This is a genomic window from Streptomyces chrestomyceticus JCM 4735 (genome assembly GCF_003865135.1).
GTDB classification, from domain to species: Bacteria; Actinomycetota; Actinomycetes; order Streptomycetales; family Streptomycetaceae; genus Streptomyces; species Streptomyces chrestomyceticus.
The window spans coordinates 8,229,067-8,245,885 of record NZ_BHZC01000001.1; the positions used below are offsets into that span (position 1 = coordinate 8,229,067).

At 71.7% G+C, this 16,819-nt stretch carries 10 protein-coding genes and 1 pseudogene; 6 read left to right on the forward strand and 5 right to left on the reverse strand.

Translation table 11 applies throughout. From position 1 onward, the window contains the following. Positions 1 to 243: 243 nt before the first annotated feature. Both EJG53_RS36035 and EJG53_RS36040 read left to right on the forward strand, forming a co-directional pair. Positions 244 to 3,390 carry a BTAD domain-containing putative transcriptional regulator gene (locus EJG53_RS36035; protein ID WP_125049819.1) on the forward strand — a complete coding sequence of 1,049 codons (3,147 nt, stop codon included), beginning with the start codon at positions 244 to 246 and terminating at the stop codon, positions 3,388 to 3,390. A gap of 146 nt (positions 3,391 to 3,536) precedes the next feature. Continuing rightward, positions 3,537 to 4,703, forward strand: coding sequence for a serine hydrolase domain-containing protein (locus tag EJG53_RS36040; RefSeq protein WP_125048416.1), 1,167 nt, complete (start codon positions 3,537 to 3,539; stop codon positions 4,701 to 4,703). Positions 4,704 to 4,807: 104 nt separating this feature from the next. On the opposite strand, the gene EJG53_RS36045 is transcribed toward EJG53_RS36040, so the two are convergent. Then, a complete protein-coding gene (locus tag EJG53_RS36045) occupies positions 4,808 to 7,225 on the reverse strand; it encodes a SpoIIE family protein phosphatase (protein WP_125048417.1) in 2,418 nt (805 codons plus the stop codon). A 79-nt stretch (positions 7,226 to 7,304) separates the two neighbouring features. Further along, positions 7,305 to 11,881: pseudogene (locus tag EJG53_RS36050) on the reverse strand (HAMP domain-containing protein). 566 nt (positions 11,882 to 12,447) lie between these two features. On the opposite strand from EJG53_RS36050, the gene EJG53_RS36055 reads away from it, so the two are divergent. Beyond that, positions 12,448 to 13,020 (forward strand): LysE family translocator, encoded by a 573-nt coding sequence (locus tag EJG53_RS36055; protein ID WP_244955480.1) that lies wholly within the window; start codon positions 12,448 to 12,450, stop codon positions 13,018 to 13,020. 125 nt (positions 13,021 to 13,145) lie between these two features. On the opposite strand, the gene EJG53_RS42985 is transcribed toward EJG53_RS36055, so the two are convergent. Then, positions 13,146 to 13,613: a YbaK/EbsC family protein gene (locus EJG53_RS42985; RefSeq protein WP_371858765.1), complete on the reverse strand. Its 468-nt coding sequence runs from the start codon at positions 13,611 to 13,613 to the stop codon at positions 13,146 to 13,148. Beyond that, positions 13,610 to 13,735 (reverse strand): hypothetical protein, encoded by a 126-nt coding sequence (locus EJG53_RS43460; protein ID WP_280526796.1) that lies wholly within the window; start codon positions 13,733 to 13,735, stop codon positions 13,610 to 13,612. Before EJG53_RS43460 ends, EJG53_RS42985 begins: the two co-directional genes overlap by 4 nt. Before the next feature lie 163 nt (positions 13,736 to 13,898). On the opposite strand from EJG53_RS43460, the gene EJG53_RS36065 reads away from it, so the two are divergent. Next, positions 13,899 to 14,501 (forward strand): FG-GAP repeat domain-containing protein, encoded by a 603-nt coding sequence (locus EJG53_RS36065; RefSeq protein ID WP_167515219.1) that lies wholly within the window; start codon positions 13,899 to 13,901, stop codon positions 14,499 to 14,501. Between the two features lie 314 nt (positions 14,502 to 14,815). Here the strand turns inward: EJG53_RS36065 and EJG53_RS40820 are convergent, their stop codons facing one another. Next, positions 14,816 to 14,953, reverse strand: a complete 138-nt coding sequence (locus tag EJG53_RS40820) for a hypothetical protein (RefSeq protein ID WP_154806423.1) — start codon at positions 14,951 to 14,953, stop codon at positions 14,816 to 14,818. 422 nt (positions 14,954 to 15,375) lie between these two features. On the opposite strand from EJG53_RS40820, the gene EJG53_RS36070 reads away from it, so the two are divergent. Together EJG53_RS36070 and EJG53_RS36075 are read left to right on the forward strand one after the other, a co-directional pair. Then, entirely contained in the window at positions 15,376 to 16,179 is an 804-nt protein-coding gene (locus tag EJG53_RS36070; protein ID WP_125048420.1) for an SDR family oxidoreductase, read from the forward strand. 134 nt (positions 16,180 to 16,313) lie between these two features. Beyond that, the gene (locus EJG53_RS36075; protein WP_125048421.1) at positions 16,314 to 16,724 is read left to right on the forward strand and encodes a nuclear transport factor 2 family protein; all 411 of its coding nucleotides are present in this window, start codon (positions 16,314 to 16,316) and stop codon (positions 16,722 to 16,724) included. Positions 16,725 to 16,819 lie beyond the last annotated feature (95 nt).

Below are 16,819 nucleotides of genomic sequence, written 5' to 3' on the forward strand. Positions count from 1 at the left end.
TTCCCCGAGTCGGCTCGCTGCCGGAAAAGACACGGCCGGACCAGCATTGCCGAAAGGCCGCCGGGTGAACAGTGGTTACGCGCGAATCCGGAGAGCGGGAGCTGTGCGGGAACGTTTCCCCAAAGGGCCGTGGCGTCGGAAATCCGGCCCGGCGGACGCCGGGAACGGCACACCGGCCGCCGCGTCGGCGGCGCTCCCCGCCGTACCGCGCACCCACCGGTCCGGGATACTGGGCCGGTGGGAATGCGGATAGCGGTGCTCGGGCCGGTACGGGTCTTCGACGGCGACGGGACACCGGTCGGCATCGGGGGCGCCAGACCACGCATGCTGCTCAGCCGACTGGCCCTGGCGGCGGGCGACCTGGTGACACCCGCCGCGCTCATCGACGGCCTGTGGGGCACGCGGCCTCCCGCCGACGCGCTCAACTCGCTGCACGCGCTGGTCTACCGGCTGCGCAAAGCCCTCCCCGACGGCGAGCTGCTGGAATCGTCGGGAGCCGGCTACCGCCTCGCGGTACCGGAAGAGCACGTGGACGCCGCCCGCTTCGAAGCGCTGGCGGCCCGCGGCGGACGCGAACTCGCCGCGGGCGAACCCGAGGAGGCGGCCTCGCTGCTCGGCGAAGCGCTTGCGCTGTGGCGGGGGCCCGCGCTGGCCGACGTACGGGAGGCTCCGTTCGCCGGTCCGGCCGGGGACCGGCTGGAGGAACTGCGGAACACGGCGTTCGAGAACCGCTGCGAGGCCGAGCTGCGGCTCGGCCGCCACGCCGAGATCCTGGCCGACCTGGAGGCGGCTTGGGCGGACCATCCGCTACGGGAACGGCTCGCCGCGCTGCGCATGCGCGCCCTGCACGCCGCAGGCCGGCAGTCCGACGCGCTGGCCGTGTTCGAGGACGTCCGCGGCAGGCTCGCCGACGAGCTGGGCGTCGACCCCTCGCCCGAACTGCGGGAAACCCACCTCGCCGTACTGCGCGGCGGCGCGGAGCCGCCCGCCGTACGCTCCGGTCCTGCCCCTGGTCGGCTGCCGGCCCGGCTCACCTCGTTCGTCGGCCGGGACCGTGAGACGGCGCTGCTCGACGGGCTGTTGGAGACGTCCCGGCTGGTCACGGTCGTCGGACCCGGCGGTGTGGGCAAGACCCGGCTGGCCGTGGAGGCGGCATCCCGGCACCGGGCCCACCGGCAGGGCCGGCTGTGGCTCGTCCCGCTGGCCGGAGCGCGCGGGGCCGACGAGGTGGCCGACGCGGTGCTGGGGACGCTCAGCACCCCGAACGCGCCACGGCCGTCCGGTGACAGCCGTACGGAACCGCTCGACCAGGTGGCCGAACTGCTTGGCGGCGGCGAGGCCGTACTCGTCCTGGACAACTGCGAGCAGGCCGTCGACGCCGTCGCCGCGTTCGCGCAGGGCATCCTCGAACGGCGCCCGCGCCTGACCGTCCTGGCCACCAGCAGGGAACCCCTAAACGTCATGGGCGAATCGCTCTGCCGCCTCGGCCCGCTGCCCCTGCCGCCCCGAGGCGCGGATCCGGACGAGGCCGCCGCGTCGGCCGCCGTACGGCTCTTCCTTGACCGGGCCACGGCCGTACGTCCCGACTTCACCCCCGACACGTCCGCCCTGGACGCGGTGACCGAGGTGGTCCGCAGGCTGGACGGCCTGCCACTCGCCCTCGAACTGGCCGCGGCCCGGCTGCGGTCGATGAGTGCGGAACAGGTCGCCCGGCGGCTGGACGACCGGTTCCGGCTGCTGTCCACGGGCAACCGGGCGGCCCAGCCGCGCCAGCGCACCCTGCACGCGGTGATCGAGTGGAGCTGGGAGCTGCTGACCGGGCAGGAACAGGCGCTGGCCCGGCGGATGGCGGTCTTCCCGGCGCCGACCGGGGCCGAGGCCGTCGAGGCGGTCTGTGCGGGCGGGCCGCTGACGGCCGGGGACGTCCCCTACGTCCTCGGCTCGCTGGTCGACAAGTCCCTGGTGGAACGGGCCGGGGACGGCTACCGGATGCTGGAGACCGTACGGGCGTACGCGGCGGAGCGGCTCGTCCGGGCGGGCGAGCGGGAAGCGGTCCGGGACCGCCTCGTACGGCACTTCGCCGACGTGGCCGGGGAACACGAGCCGCTGCTGCGCTCCGCCCGACAGCAGGACTCCTTCGCGCTGTTCACCGCCGAGTACGACAACCTGGTGTTCGCGCTGCGGACAGCCGTCGACGCGGGGGACGCGGACGCCGCGGCCCGGCTCCTCGGCCCGCTGTACTGGTACTGGAACACGCTGCGCCACGACGCACGGGCCGAAGCCCTCGTGGCCGGGGTGTGCGAACTGGGCGACGCGCTGCCCGAGGACGCCCGTACCGCCTTCACCGCGATCCGCCTCCTGACCGGCACGGGCGGCCCGACCCCCGACGCCGAGCGGGTGCGTGCGCTGATCGAGGAGTGCGCGCGCACCGGCGCGCTGGAGCGCTACCCGATGCTGCTCCTGGTGATCCTGCCGGCGGGCTTTCTGTACGGCCTAGACGAACCGGTGGGAAAGCTGATCCGGGAGGTGCGCGGACGCCGGGACCGGTGGGCCATCGGGTGCACGTACCTCGTGGAAGCCTTCACCCGGCACGACCGCGGCGACTGGGCGGGCCGGGCGAGCGCCACGGCCGCCGCCCTGCGCGAGTTCGAGGCGGCGGGCGACCCTTGGTGTACGGCGATGGCGCTGGCCGGCACGGCGCAGGTGCACTCCGTCCGCGGCGACCACGACCAGGCGGTCGCCGCCTACCGGCGCGGACTCGCCCTCGTACCCCAGGACGAGATCCAGTACCGGCTCGGGCTCGCCGCCGAACGGATGCGCGGCGGCGACCTGACGGGCGCGCGGCACGACATCGACACCGCCGAACAGGCGGCCCGCGACCGCGGCGACGACCTCCTGCGCATCGGGGCCCTGGCCTGCCGGGCCGACCTGCACCGCCGCACCGGGGAACTGCCCGAGGCCGACCGGCTGCTGAACCGGATGGTGGCGGTCGGCCGTGCGGCCTGCCTGGCCGAGGAGGCGGTGGCGGACTGGGCCGTGCCGGCCCGGATGGCGAACCTCCTGGCGGCCTGCGACGCCGTACGGGCACGGGAACTGCTGCCCAGGGCCGTACAAGCCGCCTTCGCGCACCGGGACGTCGCACCGGCGGCGCAGCAACTGGCCAAGCTGCTGCTGGTGGAAGGGGACGCGGCGGGCGCGGCCACCGCGCTCGGCACGAGCCGGGCCATCCGCGGCGCCTTCGACGAGGGCGACCCCGAGCTGCGCGAACTCACCGCCGAACTCGTGCGGCGCCTCGGCCGCGCGGCGTACGACACGGCGTACGGCCTGGGCGCCGCCACACCGCGGCAGGAGGCGCTGGACCGGCTGCGGGCGGTGGCCGACAGCGGCTGACGGCCCCTGACAGCGGCCCGGCCGCGCTGTCAGCGGACGGTCAGAACCCTGTCATCGCCGGGCGGCACCGTCTTCTCCGTACCGAGCAGCGGGCGGACAGCCGGACCCCAGGAGGGGACCGCGGCGCCCGAGGGGAAGGAACCGACATGACGAACTCCGTGACCATCCGGCGCGAGAAGCTCCAGCAGGTGCTCGACCGGCTGGTGGCCGAGGTGGACGTGCCCGGCATCGTCGCCGAGGTGCGGGACGCGGACGGCACCTGGTTCGGGTCGGCCGGAGTCGCGGACATCGAGTCCCGCCGCCCGCGCCAGGAAGGCGAGCACCTGCACGTCGGCAGCGCAGGCAAGGCGTTCACGGCCGCCACGGTGCTCCAACTGGAGGCCGAGGGCCGGCTGAGCATCGAGGACACGGTCGAGAAGTGGCTGCCCGGCGCGCTGGACGTGAACGGCTACGACGGCAACAAGATCACCATCAGGCAACTGCTCAGCAACACCAGTGGTCTGTTCATCACCGGACTCGCGCCCGAGCTGTCGGAGCGCTACGCGACCCGCGCCACGTTCGCCGAGCACCGCTTCGACTCCTGGACCGTGGACGAACTGCTGGCGCTGACCGTGTCCCAACCGCCCATCCACGAACCGGGCACGGCCTTCGCCTACTCCAACGGCGGCTTCTACCTCGCCGGCATGATCATCGAGAAGGTCACCGGCAACACCTACGCGGAGGAGGTCGCCCGCACCATCGCCGAGCCCCTCGGCCTGACCCACACCTATGTGCGCCCCGCCGACGAGACCGGCTACCCGGAGCCGCACCCGAGGGCGTATTCGAGCCTGTTCCTGAAGGACGGCGTCAACCCCGCCGACGTCACCGCCGAGAACTGGGAGTCGATGTTCGAGGAGCCCGGCCTGCCGCTCCTGGACACCACCGAGTACAACAGCTCCTGGGCCTGGTCGGCCGGCAACGTCATCTCCACCACCAGCGAGATGATCAAGGTGTGCGACGCCTTCGTCTCCGGCAGCCTGCTGCCGGCGGCCCAGCACCGCGCGATGTGGTCCCTGGTCTCCACCGAGGGTGCCCACTGGATGCCGCACGCCTCGTACGGCCTGGGCGTCTTCGAACTGGACCCGGCGGTGACCGGCGGCCACACGCTCCGCGGCCTGGGCGGCAGCATGCAGGGCTCGCACTTCGCCGTCGTCGGCACCCCCGACGGCGAACAGACGATCGCCCTGCACACCAACATCGAGTTCAAGACCTGGCAGGTCCTCTTCCGGACCCTGGAGGCGCAGTTCGGTCTCCCGGCCGTCCCGGGGGTGTGACGGCGGGGACCGGCGCCGCCCCGGTCGACGGTGGCGGGGCGGCGCCGGTCTCCTCACCGGACGGCCCCTTCGGGCGCCTGCCGTCCGGACCACCACACGGCGTTTCACACCACTTGGACGCCGATGAGGCAGGTGTCGTCGTCGGTGTCGGACTTGCTGTGGGTCAGCAGGCGGTCGAGCCGGTGCTCCAGAGAGGCCGCCGGAGCCTGCGCGGTGGCGAGCAACTGGGCCAGCGACTCGTGGATGGCGGTGTCCCGCCGCTCGACCAGGCCGTCGGTGTACATCAGGAGGGTGTCGTCCGCCTTGAGCTGGAGCACCGCCTCCTCGTACATGGCTTCCGGGAGCGCTCCCAGGAGCAGCCCGCGGACCAGCGGCAGCCTGCTCGCCTCGTGACCGCGGACCAGCACGGGCGGCAGGTGCCCGGCCCGCGCCCAGCGCAGGGTGCGGGTCCCGGGGTCGTACACGCCGCAGACGGCCGTGGCGGACACCTGGTCGGTGAGGTGGTGGGCCACGATGTTCAGCCAGGACAGCAACTGGCCCGGGCCGGCCCCGGTGACGGCGAGGCCGCGCAGCGCGTTGCGCAGCACCACCATGCCGGTGGCCGCCTCGATGCCGTGCCCCGCGATGTCACCGACGCACAGCAGGACGCGCTGCGAGGGCAGCACGACGGCGTCGTACCAGTCGCCGCCCACCAGCGACTCCGTCTCCGCGGGCCGGTAACGTACCGCGATCTGCAGGCCCGGGGCGTCCATGGGGCCGCGGCTCGGCGGCATGATGGCCTGCTGGAGCTGGAGCGCGAGGCGGTTGCGCTCGGCCGACTGCTGCTCGGTGTGCGCGAGCTGGTCGCGGGTGGCGGCGAGCGCCACCTCGGTCCAGTGCTGGGAGGAGATGTCCTGGTAGGCGCCGCGTACGGAGAGCAGCCCGCCGTCGGCGTCGAGGACCGGCTCGGCGATCACCCGGATGTGCCGGGTGACGCCGTCGGGACGCCGGAGGCGGAAGGCGGCCGAGGCCGGGCGCCGGTGATGCAGAACGGCGCGCTGGAAGCGGCCGATGGCGACGCTGTCGTCCGGGTGCGCGTGGGCGGCCAGCTCGTGCAGGGACACGGGGGCGTCGGTGGCCGGCCGGCCGTACAGGGCGAAGAGCTGCCCGTTCCAGGTGATCTCGCCGGTCAGCAGGTTCTCCTCGAAGCCGCCGATCCGGCCGAGGCGCTGGGCGTGCTGGAGGAGGCTGGCCAGCCGGGCGGTCTCGTCCTCGATGCGCCAGATGAGCAGCACACTGTCCCCGTGCCGGCTGACGCTGAGGTCGGCGACGGCGGCCAGCGGCACCTGGTCCACCAGCGCGGTCAGGGTCATCCGCTGGGCGCGGAAGGGCTCTCCCGTGGCGTAGACGCGCTGGACCTTGTCGAAAAGTTCGCTCTCGTCGGCGGCCATCGGGTACGCCTCCAACAGCAGCGCGCCGTTGACGAAGCTGCGGGGGCGGCCCGCCGGGTCCATGAAGCGCCCGTTGACGTGGTGGATGCGGAAGTCGCTCAGGTGACCGTCGGCCGCGAGGTGGGGGGTGAGCACGAGCGCCGGGTCGTGCAGCCCGTCCGCCAGGTCCACCAGCTCGGCCACGGCGGGGGAGTGCCGGGCGGCGGACGGGCCGTGCCCCCTCGTCTCCGGGGTGCCTTCGAGGGTGTGCGCGCACAACTGCGCCAGCGCCTCGATCTGACGCATGATCACCGGCGGCTGCGGGGGGAGCGGCTGCTGCCAGCAGATCTCCAGGACACCGTGGATGCGGCCTCCGGTACCGGCCGGCAACGCCACCCGGCCGCCGTACGGATGGTGCGTACGGCCGATCGACGGGATGCCCGTCTCGGCCAGGGAGACGAACCGGACGGTGTCCCGTTCGGTCAGCGCCTGGCGGGCGACGGTGACCACGCCGGGGGGTACGTAGCGCCAGCGCACCGCCTCGTCGGCGGGGAACCCCGCGTGCCCGGCCAGGGTGAGGGACGTGTCCGAGCCCGCGGCCCAGATGGCGACGGCCGTCGCGCCCAGCGGAGCCAGCGCGTGCTGCAGCAGGGAGTCGGCGACGGCCTGGGTGTCGTCGGCCGCCAGCGCGGCGCTCTCGGCGGTACGCAGCCGCACCGCGACGTCCGGGTCCGTCCCGTCGTGCCCGGCCCGGGTGCGCCGCAGGAAGGCGTCGGCGAGGTCCGTCACGCGGTCGCGGGCCGCCTGGTTGATGATGTCCACGGCCAGCTCGAGCTGGGAGACCGCGGCCTGCTCCGCGAGCTCGGCGAGCTGCCGGGTCGCCTGGGCCGGCCCGCAGTGCAGCCGCTCGATCATGATGCCCTTGGCGAGTTCGATCAGCGCCCGCCCGTCGGCTGCCGCATGCGCCGCCTGGACCTCGCTGCGCAGCCGCTCGACCGTGGCGGCCAGGCGGCCGACAGCGGATATCCGACCGGGCCGGGCGCCTGCCGCGGGCCCGGGCCCCGGCGGGGCGCCGTCCCCGGACGGGGTGCCGACGTGCTCATAAGTGCTCATGATGCTGCCGATTCTTCGAGGCGAGAGGTGCGATGCGTGAGCAGGCCGGAGGCGGTGCCCGGGCGGCCGGGCACCGCCCTCAGGAGGTCAGCCACCGGCGGACACAGGCGATCAGGTCGTCGGTGTCCACCGGCTTGGTGACGTAGTCGGTGGCGCCGGAGGCGAGGCTCTTCTCGCGGTCCCCGGGCATGGCCTTGGCCGTGACGGCGATGATGGGCAGACGGGCGTGGGCCGGCATCCGCCGGATCTCCGCGGTCGCGGTGTAGCCGTCCATCTCGGGCATCATCACGTCCATCAGGATGAGGTCGATGTCCGGATGCTCGATCAGCGTCTCGATCCCCTTGCGCCCGTCCTCCGCGTGGCGGACGTTCAGGCCGTGCAGTTCCAGGATGCTGCTGAGCGCGTACAGGTTGCGCGCGTCGTCGTCGACGACGAGGACCGTACGGCCGCTGAGGCTGTCGTCCACGGGCTGCGGAGCCTGCTGTACGGGCTCCTCCGGCCGCACCAGCGGCAGGACGTCACCGGGCTGCTCGGCGGACAGGTGCAGGGCGATGCGCTCACGCAGCTCGTCCAGGCTGGAGAGCAGCTCCAGCGGCTGGGTGCCGGCGCGCGCCTGCAGGATGCGTTCCTGCTCCGCCTCCAGGCGCCTGCTGTTGTGCGCGAGGACGGCGACGGTCCGTACGGCGGCGTCACCGTCCATCGCGTCCAGGAACCGCAGGGCTTCGCCGTCGGCCATGTCCAGGTCGAGCACCACGCAGTGGAACGGCCCGGCGGCCAGCGCCCCGGCGGCCTCCTGGGCGCCGACCGCGGAGACGACCTCGATGCTCTCCTGGCGGTCGCCCAGGTCCTGGCCGCCGGTGAACTCGGCGACCGCGCTGTCGGCCACATGGGAGAGCAGCCCGCGGGCCCGCTCCTCGATCACCAGCAGCCGGCGGGGCTGCGCGGGGCCGCGACGGGGGGACGCGACTGACTCTCGCGCTCCTCGTCCCGCGCGTGCTCCGCCGTCTCCGGGACCGGACCGGCGCCGGTCTGCTCCTGGAAGTCGGCGCGCGCGACCGGCAGATAGAGGGTGAAGGCGCTGCCCTGACCGGGCGTGCTCTCGGCGGTCACGGCGCCGCCCAGGAGGTGGGCGATCTCGCGGCTGATGGACAGCCCGAGGCCGGTGCCCCCGTACTTGCGGCTGGTGGTGCCGTCCGCCTGCTGGAACGCCCCGAAGATCACGTCAAGCTGCTGCTCGGCGATACCGATACCGGTGTCCAGAACGCGGAAGGCGACCACCGGGCCGCCGCGCAGGACGGTGTCGGGCAGTTCCCGGTCGACGGCGGGCTCGATCCGCAGCTCGACGCCGCCCTGTTCGGTGAACTTGACCGCGTTGGACAGGAGATTGCGCAGGACCTGGCGCAGCCGCGCGTCGTCGGTCAGCAGGTCCACCGGCACCCCGGCCGCGGCACTGATGCTGAAATCGAGACCCTTCTGCGTGGTCAGCGGCCGGAACGTCGCCTCGACGTAGTCCAGGAGCTGCCGCAGCGCCACCCGCTCCGGGGTGATGTCCATCTTGCCCGCCTCGACCTTCGACAGGTCGAGGATGTCGTTGATGAGCTGGAGCAGGTCCGAGCCCGCCGAGTGGATGATGCCCGCGTACTCGACCTGCTTGGGCGTGAGGTTGCGCGTCGGGTTCTGCGCCAGCAACTGCGCCAGGATGAGCAGGCTGTTGAGCGGTGTCCGCAGCTCGTGGCTCATGTTGGCCAGGAACTCCGACTTGTACTTCGACGCCAGCGTCAGTTGCCGCGCCCGGTCCTCCAGCTCCTGCCGGGCCTGCTCGATCTCCAGGTTCTTGGTCTCGATGTCGCGGTTCTGCGAGGCGAGCAGCTCAGCCTTCTCCTCCAGCTCCGCGTTGGAGCGCTGGAGCTCCTCCTGCTGCCGGGTCAGCTCCCCGGAGCGGGCCTGCAGCTCCCCGGCCAGCCGCTGCGACTCGTCCAGCAGCTCGTCGGTGCGCGCGTTGGCGACGATGGTGTTGACGTTGACGCCCACCATCTCCATGAGCTGTTCGAGGAAGTCCTGGTGCACCGGGGTGAAGAGGGTGAAGGACGCCAGCTCGATGACGCCGAGGATCTGGTCCTCGACGATGATCGGCAGCACGATCAGGCTGCCCGGCGCCGTCTGGCCCAGGCCGCAGGAGATGTTGATGTAGTCGGCCGGCACGCCGTCGGCGACGATCGTCCGGCGGCTGCGGGCGGCCTGGCCGACCAGGGACTCGCCCAGCCCGAAGCGGTCGTGCCCCGTGCCGCCGGCGGGCCGGCCGTACGCGCCGACGAGCCGGAGCACGGTGCCCTGCCCGTTCTCCTCCGCCAGGTAGAAGGCGCCGTACTGGGCCGAGACGAGCGGCGTCAGCTCGTCCATGACCAGCTCGGCGACGACCGAGAGGTCCCGGTGGCCCTGCATCAGCCCGGAGATGCGGGCCAGGTTGCTCTTGAGCCAGTCCTGCTCCTGGTTGGCACGGGTGGTCTCGCGCAGCGACCGCACCATGGAGTTGATGTTGTCCTTCAGCTCCGCGACCTCGCCCGAGGCGTCCACCGTGATGGAGCGGGTCAGGTCGCCCTCGGCGACCGCGCTGGTCACCTCGGCGATGGCCCGTACCTGCCGGGTGAGGTTGCCGGCCAGCTCGTTGACGTTCTCGGTCAGGCGCTTCCAGGTGCCGGACACGCCCTCGACCTCGGCCTGTCCGCCGAGCCGCCCCTCGCTGCCGACCTCGCGGGCGACGCGGGTGACCTCGGAGGCGAAGGAGGACAACTGGTCGACCATCGTGTTGATGGTGGTCTTCAGCTCCAGGATCTCGCCCCGGGCATCGACGTCGATCTTCTTCGACAGGTCACCGTTGGCCACGGCCGTGGTGACCTGGGCGATGTTGCGCACCTGGCCGGTCAGGTTGTTGGCCATCGAGTTGACGTTGTCGGTCAGGTCCTTCCACGTACCGGCCACGTTCGGAACGCGGGCCTGGCCGCCGAGCATCCCTTCGGTGCCGACCTCGCGCGCCACCCGCGTCACCTCGTCGGCGAACGCCGACAGCGTGTCGACCATCGTGTTGATCACGCCGGCCAGCGCGGCGACCTCGCCCTTCGCCTCCACCATGATCTTCTGCGACAGATCGCCCTTGGCGACCGCGGCGGCCACCTGGGCGATCGAGCGCACCTGGCCGGTCAGGTTGGAGGCCATCACGTTGACGTTGTCGGTGAGGTCCTTCCACGTACCCGACACGCCCCGCACCGTGGCCTGGCCACCGAGATTGCCCTCCGTACCGACCTCGCGGGCCACCCGCGTGACCTCGTCGGCGAAGGCGGAGAGCTGGTCGACCATCGTGTTGATGGTGCTCTTCAGTTCCAGGATCTCGCCGCGGGCGTCCACGCGGATCTTCTGCGACAGGTCGCCCTGCGCCACGGCGGTGGTGACCTCGGCGATGGACCGCACCTGCGCCGTGAGGTTGTCCGCCATCACGTTGACGGACTCGGTCAGGTCCTTCCACGTACCGGAGACGCCCTTGACGTCGGCCTGGCCGCCGAGCCGTCCCTCCGTGCCGACCTCGCGGGCGACCCGGGTGACTTCGTCGGCGAAGGCGGAGAGCTGGTCGACCATCGTGTTGATGGTGTTCTTGAGCTTCAGGATCTCGCCGCGGGCGTCCACGGTGATCTTCTGCGACAGGTCGCCCTGGGCCACCGAGGTCGCGACCGCCGCGATCGAGCGCACCTGTGAGGTGAGGTTTCCGGCCATGAAGTTGACCGAGTCGGTCAGGTCCCGCCAGGTGCCGCCGACGCCGGGCACCTGCGCCTGGCCGCCGAGCCGTCCTTCGGTGCCGACCTCGCGGGCCACTCGGGTGACTTCGTCGGCGAAGGCGGAGAGCTGGTCGACCATCGTGTTGATGGTCGTCTTCAGTTCCAGGATCTCGCCGCGGGCGTCCACGGTGATCTTCTGCGACAGGTCGCCCCGGGCGACCGCCGTGGTCACCTGGGCGATGTTGCGTACCTGGGAGGTGAGGTTTCCGGCCATGAAGTTGACCGAGTCGGTCAGGTCCCGCCAGGTGCCGCCGACACCGGGCACCTCGGCCTGCCCGCCGAGCCGCCCCTCGCTGCCGACCTCGCGGGCGACCCGGGTGACCTCGTCGGCGAAGGCCGAGAGCTGGTCGACCATCGTGTTGACGGTGTTCTTCAGCTCCAGGATCTCGCCCTGCGCGTCGACGTCGATCTTCTGCGACAGATCGCCCCGGGCCACCGCGGTGGCCACCTGCGCGATGTCGCGCACCTGGGTGGTCAGGTTGCCGGCCATCACGTTCACCGAGTCGGTCAGATCGGCCCAGGTGCCGGAGACACCCGGCACCTCGGCCTGCCCGCCGAGCCGGCCTTCGCTGCCGACCTCGCGCGCCACCCGGGTCACTTCCGAGGTGAACTGGGAGAGCTGGTCGACCATGCCGTTGAAGACGGTCGCGATCTCGCCGAGCAGCCCGTCGTCCTCCTCCGGGAGCCGCGTCCCGAAGTTCCCGTCGCGTACGGCCGTCAGCCCCGCGAGCAACTGCCGCAGCTCCGGCTCCCCGACCCTGCCTCCCGTACGCCCCGACCTCGTCCGCGACACCGGACGTGCGTTGTCGTCCGCCGTGTCTGCAGCCATGCCCCGACCTCGTTCCACTTACCGGACCCCCTGCGCAGGGCACGACGGCGCTGTGGTCCCTGCCTCAAAGGCGCGCACACCTGTGCCTCACGCCGACACCTCGTGACCTTGCCGCACGGCAAGTACCCGAAGAATACCGCGCGGTGACACACCGGAAGACATGACAAGCTCACTTTTGTCCCGGCGCGGTTCTGGACCCGTACCCTGATTCTGTGCACCCGCCGGGGCGTTCCTGCCGACGCCGGGCGTGGCCGCGGCGACCTGGGCGGCACGCTCAACCAGGCTGCGGCGTACGGTTGATATTTCGGTGGCAGGAAATGCGGCCACGGCCGGCGATATCGGCAGGCGATATCGGAAAGCGGTCCGAAAACCCGTTTTCCCGCACCGCTGACGTGGTCCGTCAGGATCACCCTTGCCTGTGCTGCGGTGGTGTGCTGGTCAGGGTGCGCCGACGTCGGGCGGAGAAGCCCGGCGGGCCCACTGGCGTGGCCGCCCGCAGGCCGTCCGTCCGGGACCAAGAAAACACTCGGGTGAGAGACGCGAGCCGGTACGGGTATACGTCCTTCATGTTTTCCGACGTGTCATGGGCGGCTTTCTTTCCCGCCGCGTTGCTGCTGGCAGCGACGCCCGGAGCCAATCAGCTCCTGGCGCTGCGCAACGGCGTCCGGCACGGGTTACGTCCGGCGCTCGGCGCCTCGCTCGGCCGCTTCACCGCGTTCACCCTGATGGTGATCGCCGTGGCCGCCGGGCTGGGCGCCGTCCTGACCAGGTCAGCGGTGGCTTTCCAGGTCATCAAGTGGTGCGGGGTGGCCTACCTGCTGTGGCTGGGACTGCAGACCTTGCGGACGGCACTGCGCGCGAAGAACACCCCGGAATCCGAGCCCGGGAAGGAGGAGCCGGAATCCCCTGAAAGGGATCAGAACGCGAACCGGAAGGCACCGGGATGGCGGCTCGCGCGGCAGGAGTTCATCGTGGCGATGACGAATCCCAAAGCGCTGATCCTGTTCGCCGTATTCCTGCCGCAGTTCCTGTCCCGCGACGCCCACCGGGTCACCACTCCGCTGCTGGCCTTGGGTCTCGCCTATATCGCGGTGGAATTCTGCTGCGCCTGGGGATATGCCGCCCTCGGGGCCGGCTGAAGAAAGCGGGGATGGGCAGCGGCACCCGGCGGCGCCTGGATGTGGTCACCGCCGTCGCGATGTGGGGCCTGGCCGGCTGGCTGGCGACGGAGAACCGGTGAGCGGCCCGCGAGCACGGGCACCGGTCAGGCACCGACGGCGACGGCCTCGCCGCCCGTCAGGCTGAGCAGTTCCGCGAACGTGGTGCGGAACATGGCGTGCGGTACCCCGCCGCCCGCCCACACCTGGTCGTGGTCGGCCAGCGCGGTGTCCACCAGGGTCCGCAGCGGCGCGGGATGGCCGACGGGGGCCACACCGCCGACTTGCTGGCCCGTGGCCTCCAGGACGAATTCCGGGGTGGCGCGGCGGACTTTGCGTACGCCGACGTGGGCCGCCGCCTTTTTCAGGTCCACCCGGTGGCCGCCGCTGGCCACGATGAGCAGCGGTGCGCCGTCGGCCTCGAAGACCAGGCTGTTGGCGATGGCGCCGACCGGGCAGTCCAGCAGCTCCGCCGCGGCGGCCGCGGTGGGTGCCGGGGCGGGCAGTTCGGTGATGCCTCCCACGTGGCCGTGCGCGGTCAGGGTCGTACGGACGTGGTCCACCGCTGATGTCACAGGTACTCCAGGCGTACGGATGGTCTGCTTCCCGGCGGCGAGCCGCCCCGACGGGACGCTACCCGCCGGTCGTACGCGGCGGCCAGCACCTCCCTGCCGCCGTGGCCGACGACGTCCGACACCGTTCCTGCCCCCTCGGCAACTGCCGACTTGGCTACATCGCTGTACGTACCAATCTTTTTGCCAACTACCTGAACAACTGACGGTATTGCCGCGGAAAACGCCCGATGGCCTCGCTATTGGTGACATACCACTCAGAGGGGAACATTCACCTTGGGGGAACCCGTGTTCAGAACGCAGCGCGCGCGTCGCCGTACCCGTCTGGCGCTGGCCGCGGCCGCCACAGCCGTCGCCACCTTCTTGCCGGTGGCCGCCGCCACGGCCGCTCCGGCCGGCGCGCCCGTCACCGCACCCGCGGCGCGGGCGGGCGAGCTGCCCGCCTCCGAACGGCCCGCCCTGTACCCCCGGGACCAGTCCGGTGTGCTGTGGCAGTACGAGGGCACCGGCTACTCGGCCAGGCCGTTCAAGACCCCGGTGGAGGTCGGACCGGGCTGGACCTACCGGCAGGTCACCTCGCTCGCGGGGACGACCGCCGACGGCAAGGGCGATCTGGCGGCCGTCGACCGGGACGGGACGCTGTACTTCTACCAGGGCACCGGCAACCCCTCCTTCCCCTTCGCCCGGCGCGTCAAGGTCGGGGGCGGCTGGGACCGGTACGTCGGCATCGCGGGTGCCACCGACGCCAACCACGACGGCAAGAACGACCTGGTGGCCCGCGACCGCGAGGGCGTCCTGTGGTTCTACGCGGGCACGGGCGACCCGAACGCCCCCTTCGCGCCCCCGGTGCGTGTGGGCGGCGGCTGGAACGCGTACACGATGCTCTTCTAAGCAGAGGTCCGGTCCTCGCCGCCACAGGAAGCGCGGACCATGAGGGTGGGGCCGCACCTGGAGGCGGTGCACGGGGGATTTCGCCGGGCACGGTGAGACCGCGGTCCCGTGCCCGCTCCACCAGGCCGATGGCCTCGCTGTCGGAGCGGACGAACAGGGCGGTTGCCTCCGCCTTCCGGCAGCGTCGCAGCACGACGTGGTAGGCGTCTATCCAGCCCGCCGACCCGTAAGGCGGGACCTCGAATGACGGGCCTCCCGCCGTCGTTTCCGGCAGTCGGCAGCCGGCAGCCGGCCCCGCTGCCGGAGCCGATGCCTCAGCCGGTTTTGCAGCCCTGGTCGTCCGTACTGACGCCGTCCATTCTGCTGCCCCATGCCCAGTCGGCGGACCGGGAGTCGACCCAGATCCGCCGGGCGGAACACCGGCCGCCGGGGCCGTGGTCGATCGCGTACACGATCACACTGGAAGTGGCTTTGAAAGACCGAACACGGCCATGGAGCCGATCCGGTACCTCCGCGTAGCCCGACGGGCGGTAGCACCAGGACGTGCCCCGGTACTGGGGCTCCGCGTAGAAGCAGACTTTCCCGTCGCCTTGGATCGGTGACGACGGTGCCGCGACCGCGAACGGCGTGGACAGGGCCGAAGCTGCGACGAAGGCTGACGCAGTGACGAGATGGCGCATACGCGTGCTCCAGGGTGGGCGATACAACCACGTCAGGATGCCAAGGGCGGTCGCCGGAAGCCGTGGACAACACTCGTAGAACGCATGTCGCAACGCCCCTCGGCCTCGCTTCGGGTGGAGTTGCGGCTGTGCGGAGGTGCGCGGGCGCGGAAAGCGATTGACGGTCCGGGGACGTTCGTGGACGATTCCGGTCCGTGACGACCCGTACCGACCATGACGAACGCGCCAGTCGGCAAGGCCCTCCGGCCGGCCGTCCACTCGCCTTGATCACCGGCGTGGGGCGCACCGTCGGTATCGGCGCGGGCATCGCCCGCCGGTTGGCCGCTTCCGGCTGGGACATCGCCTTCACCTACTGGGACCCTTACGACGATCGTATGAGCTGGGGCAGGGAGCCCGGCGCAACCGAAGCGATCGGCCGGGCGCTCGCCGAAGAGGGCGCGGCCACCTTCGCGATCGAAGCGGATCTCGCCGACCCTGACACCCCGGCACGCGTTTTCGACGAGGTCGGGCAGCGGATGGGCAACGTCACCGCGCTGGTGATGTGCCACTGCGAATCCGTCGACTCCGGACTGCTCGACACCACCGTCGAGAGTTTCGACCGGCACTTCGCCGTCAACGCGCGCGCCACCTGGCTGCTCATCCGCGAGTACGGGCGCCGCTTCGCCGCGGAACGGGGAACCGGCCGGATCATCGGCCTCACCAGTGATCACACCGTCGGCAACCTGCCCTACGGGGCGAGCAAGGGAGCCCTGGACCGCATCACCCTGGCCGCCGCTCACGAACTCGCCCATCTCGGGGTGACCGCCAACGTGATCAACCCGGGGCCGGTCGACACCGGCTGGATGTCCGGGGAAATCCGGGAGCACTGTGTCCGCAGTGCCCCGCTCGGTCGGTTGGGCACTCCGCAGGACACCGCGCACCTGGTGGACTTCCTGTGCTCCAGGGAGGGCGAGTGGATCAACGGGCAGTTGCTGATGAGCAACGGTGGCCTCGCATAGCCGTCGCTGTCAGCCGCTGCTCGGTGGCCGCGTCCGGAGCGGCGTTGATCGCGCTGTACACCGTCGCGCGACGCCGGTCTGACCGGCTGAACAGACCGGTGCCTTGCCGGGCGAGCTCAACTACCCTTCCTGGCATGCCGGGTCTGCCACAGCACCCCCATGTCGACACAGCGGTCCGCTACCACGAAGCCGTCGCCCAAGGGGCCGTGGGCGAGGAACTCGCCCGTTACTTCGACGAGCACGTGGTGCAGGAGGAGTTTCCCAACGCCCTGTTCCCCGACGGCGTCCGACGCGACCTGTCCGACGTACTGGAGAGCGCGGAGCGGGGCCGGGCACTGCTCAGCCACCAGCGGTTCGACGTACACAACGCGGTCGCGGCCGGTGACCAGGTAGCCGTGGAGGTGACATGGTCCGGAACCCTCGCCGTCCCGATGGGAACCCTGCCCGCCGGCCATGTACTGCGAGCCCATATCGCGGTCTTCCTTGAGTTCCGGGACGGCAGGATCTGCGCCCAGCGGAACTACGACTGCTACGAGAGGTGGTAGTCGCTGACCTGGGACGAAGGGACGCGGGGCCGAAGCGGACCCCTGCGTGGTCCGTTCATGCCTTCAGTCAAGGCGACGATGGTGCCGGCCCTGAT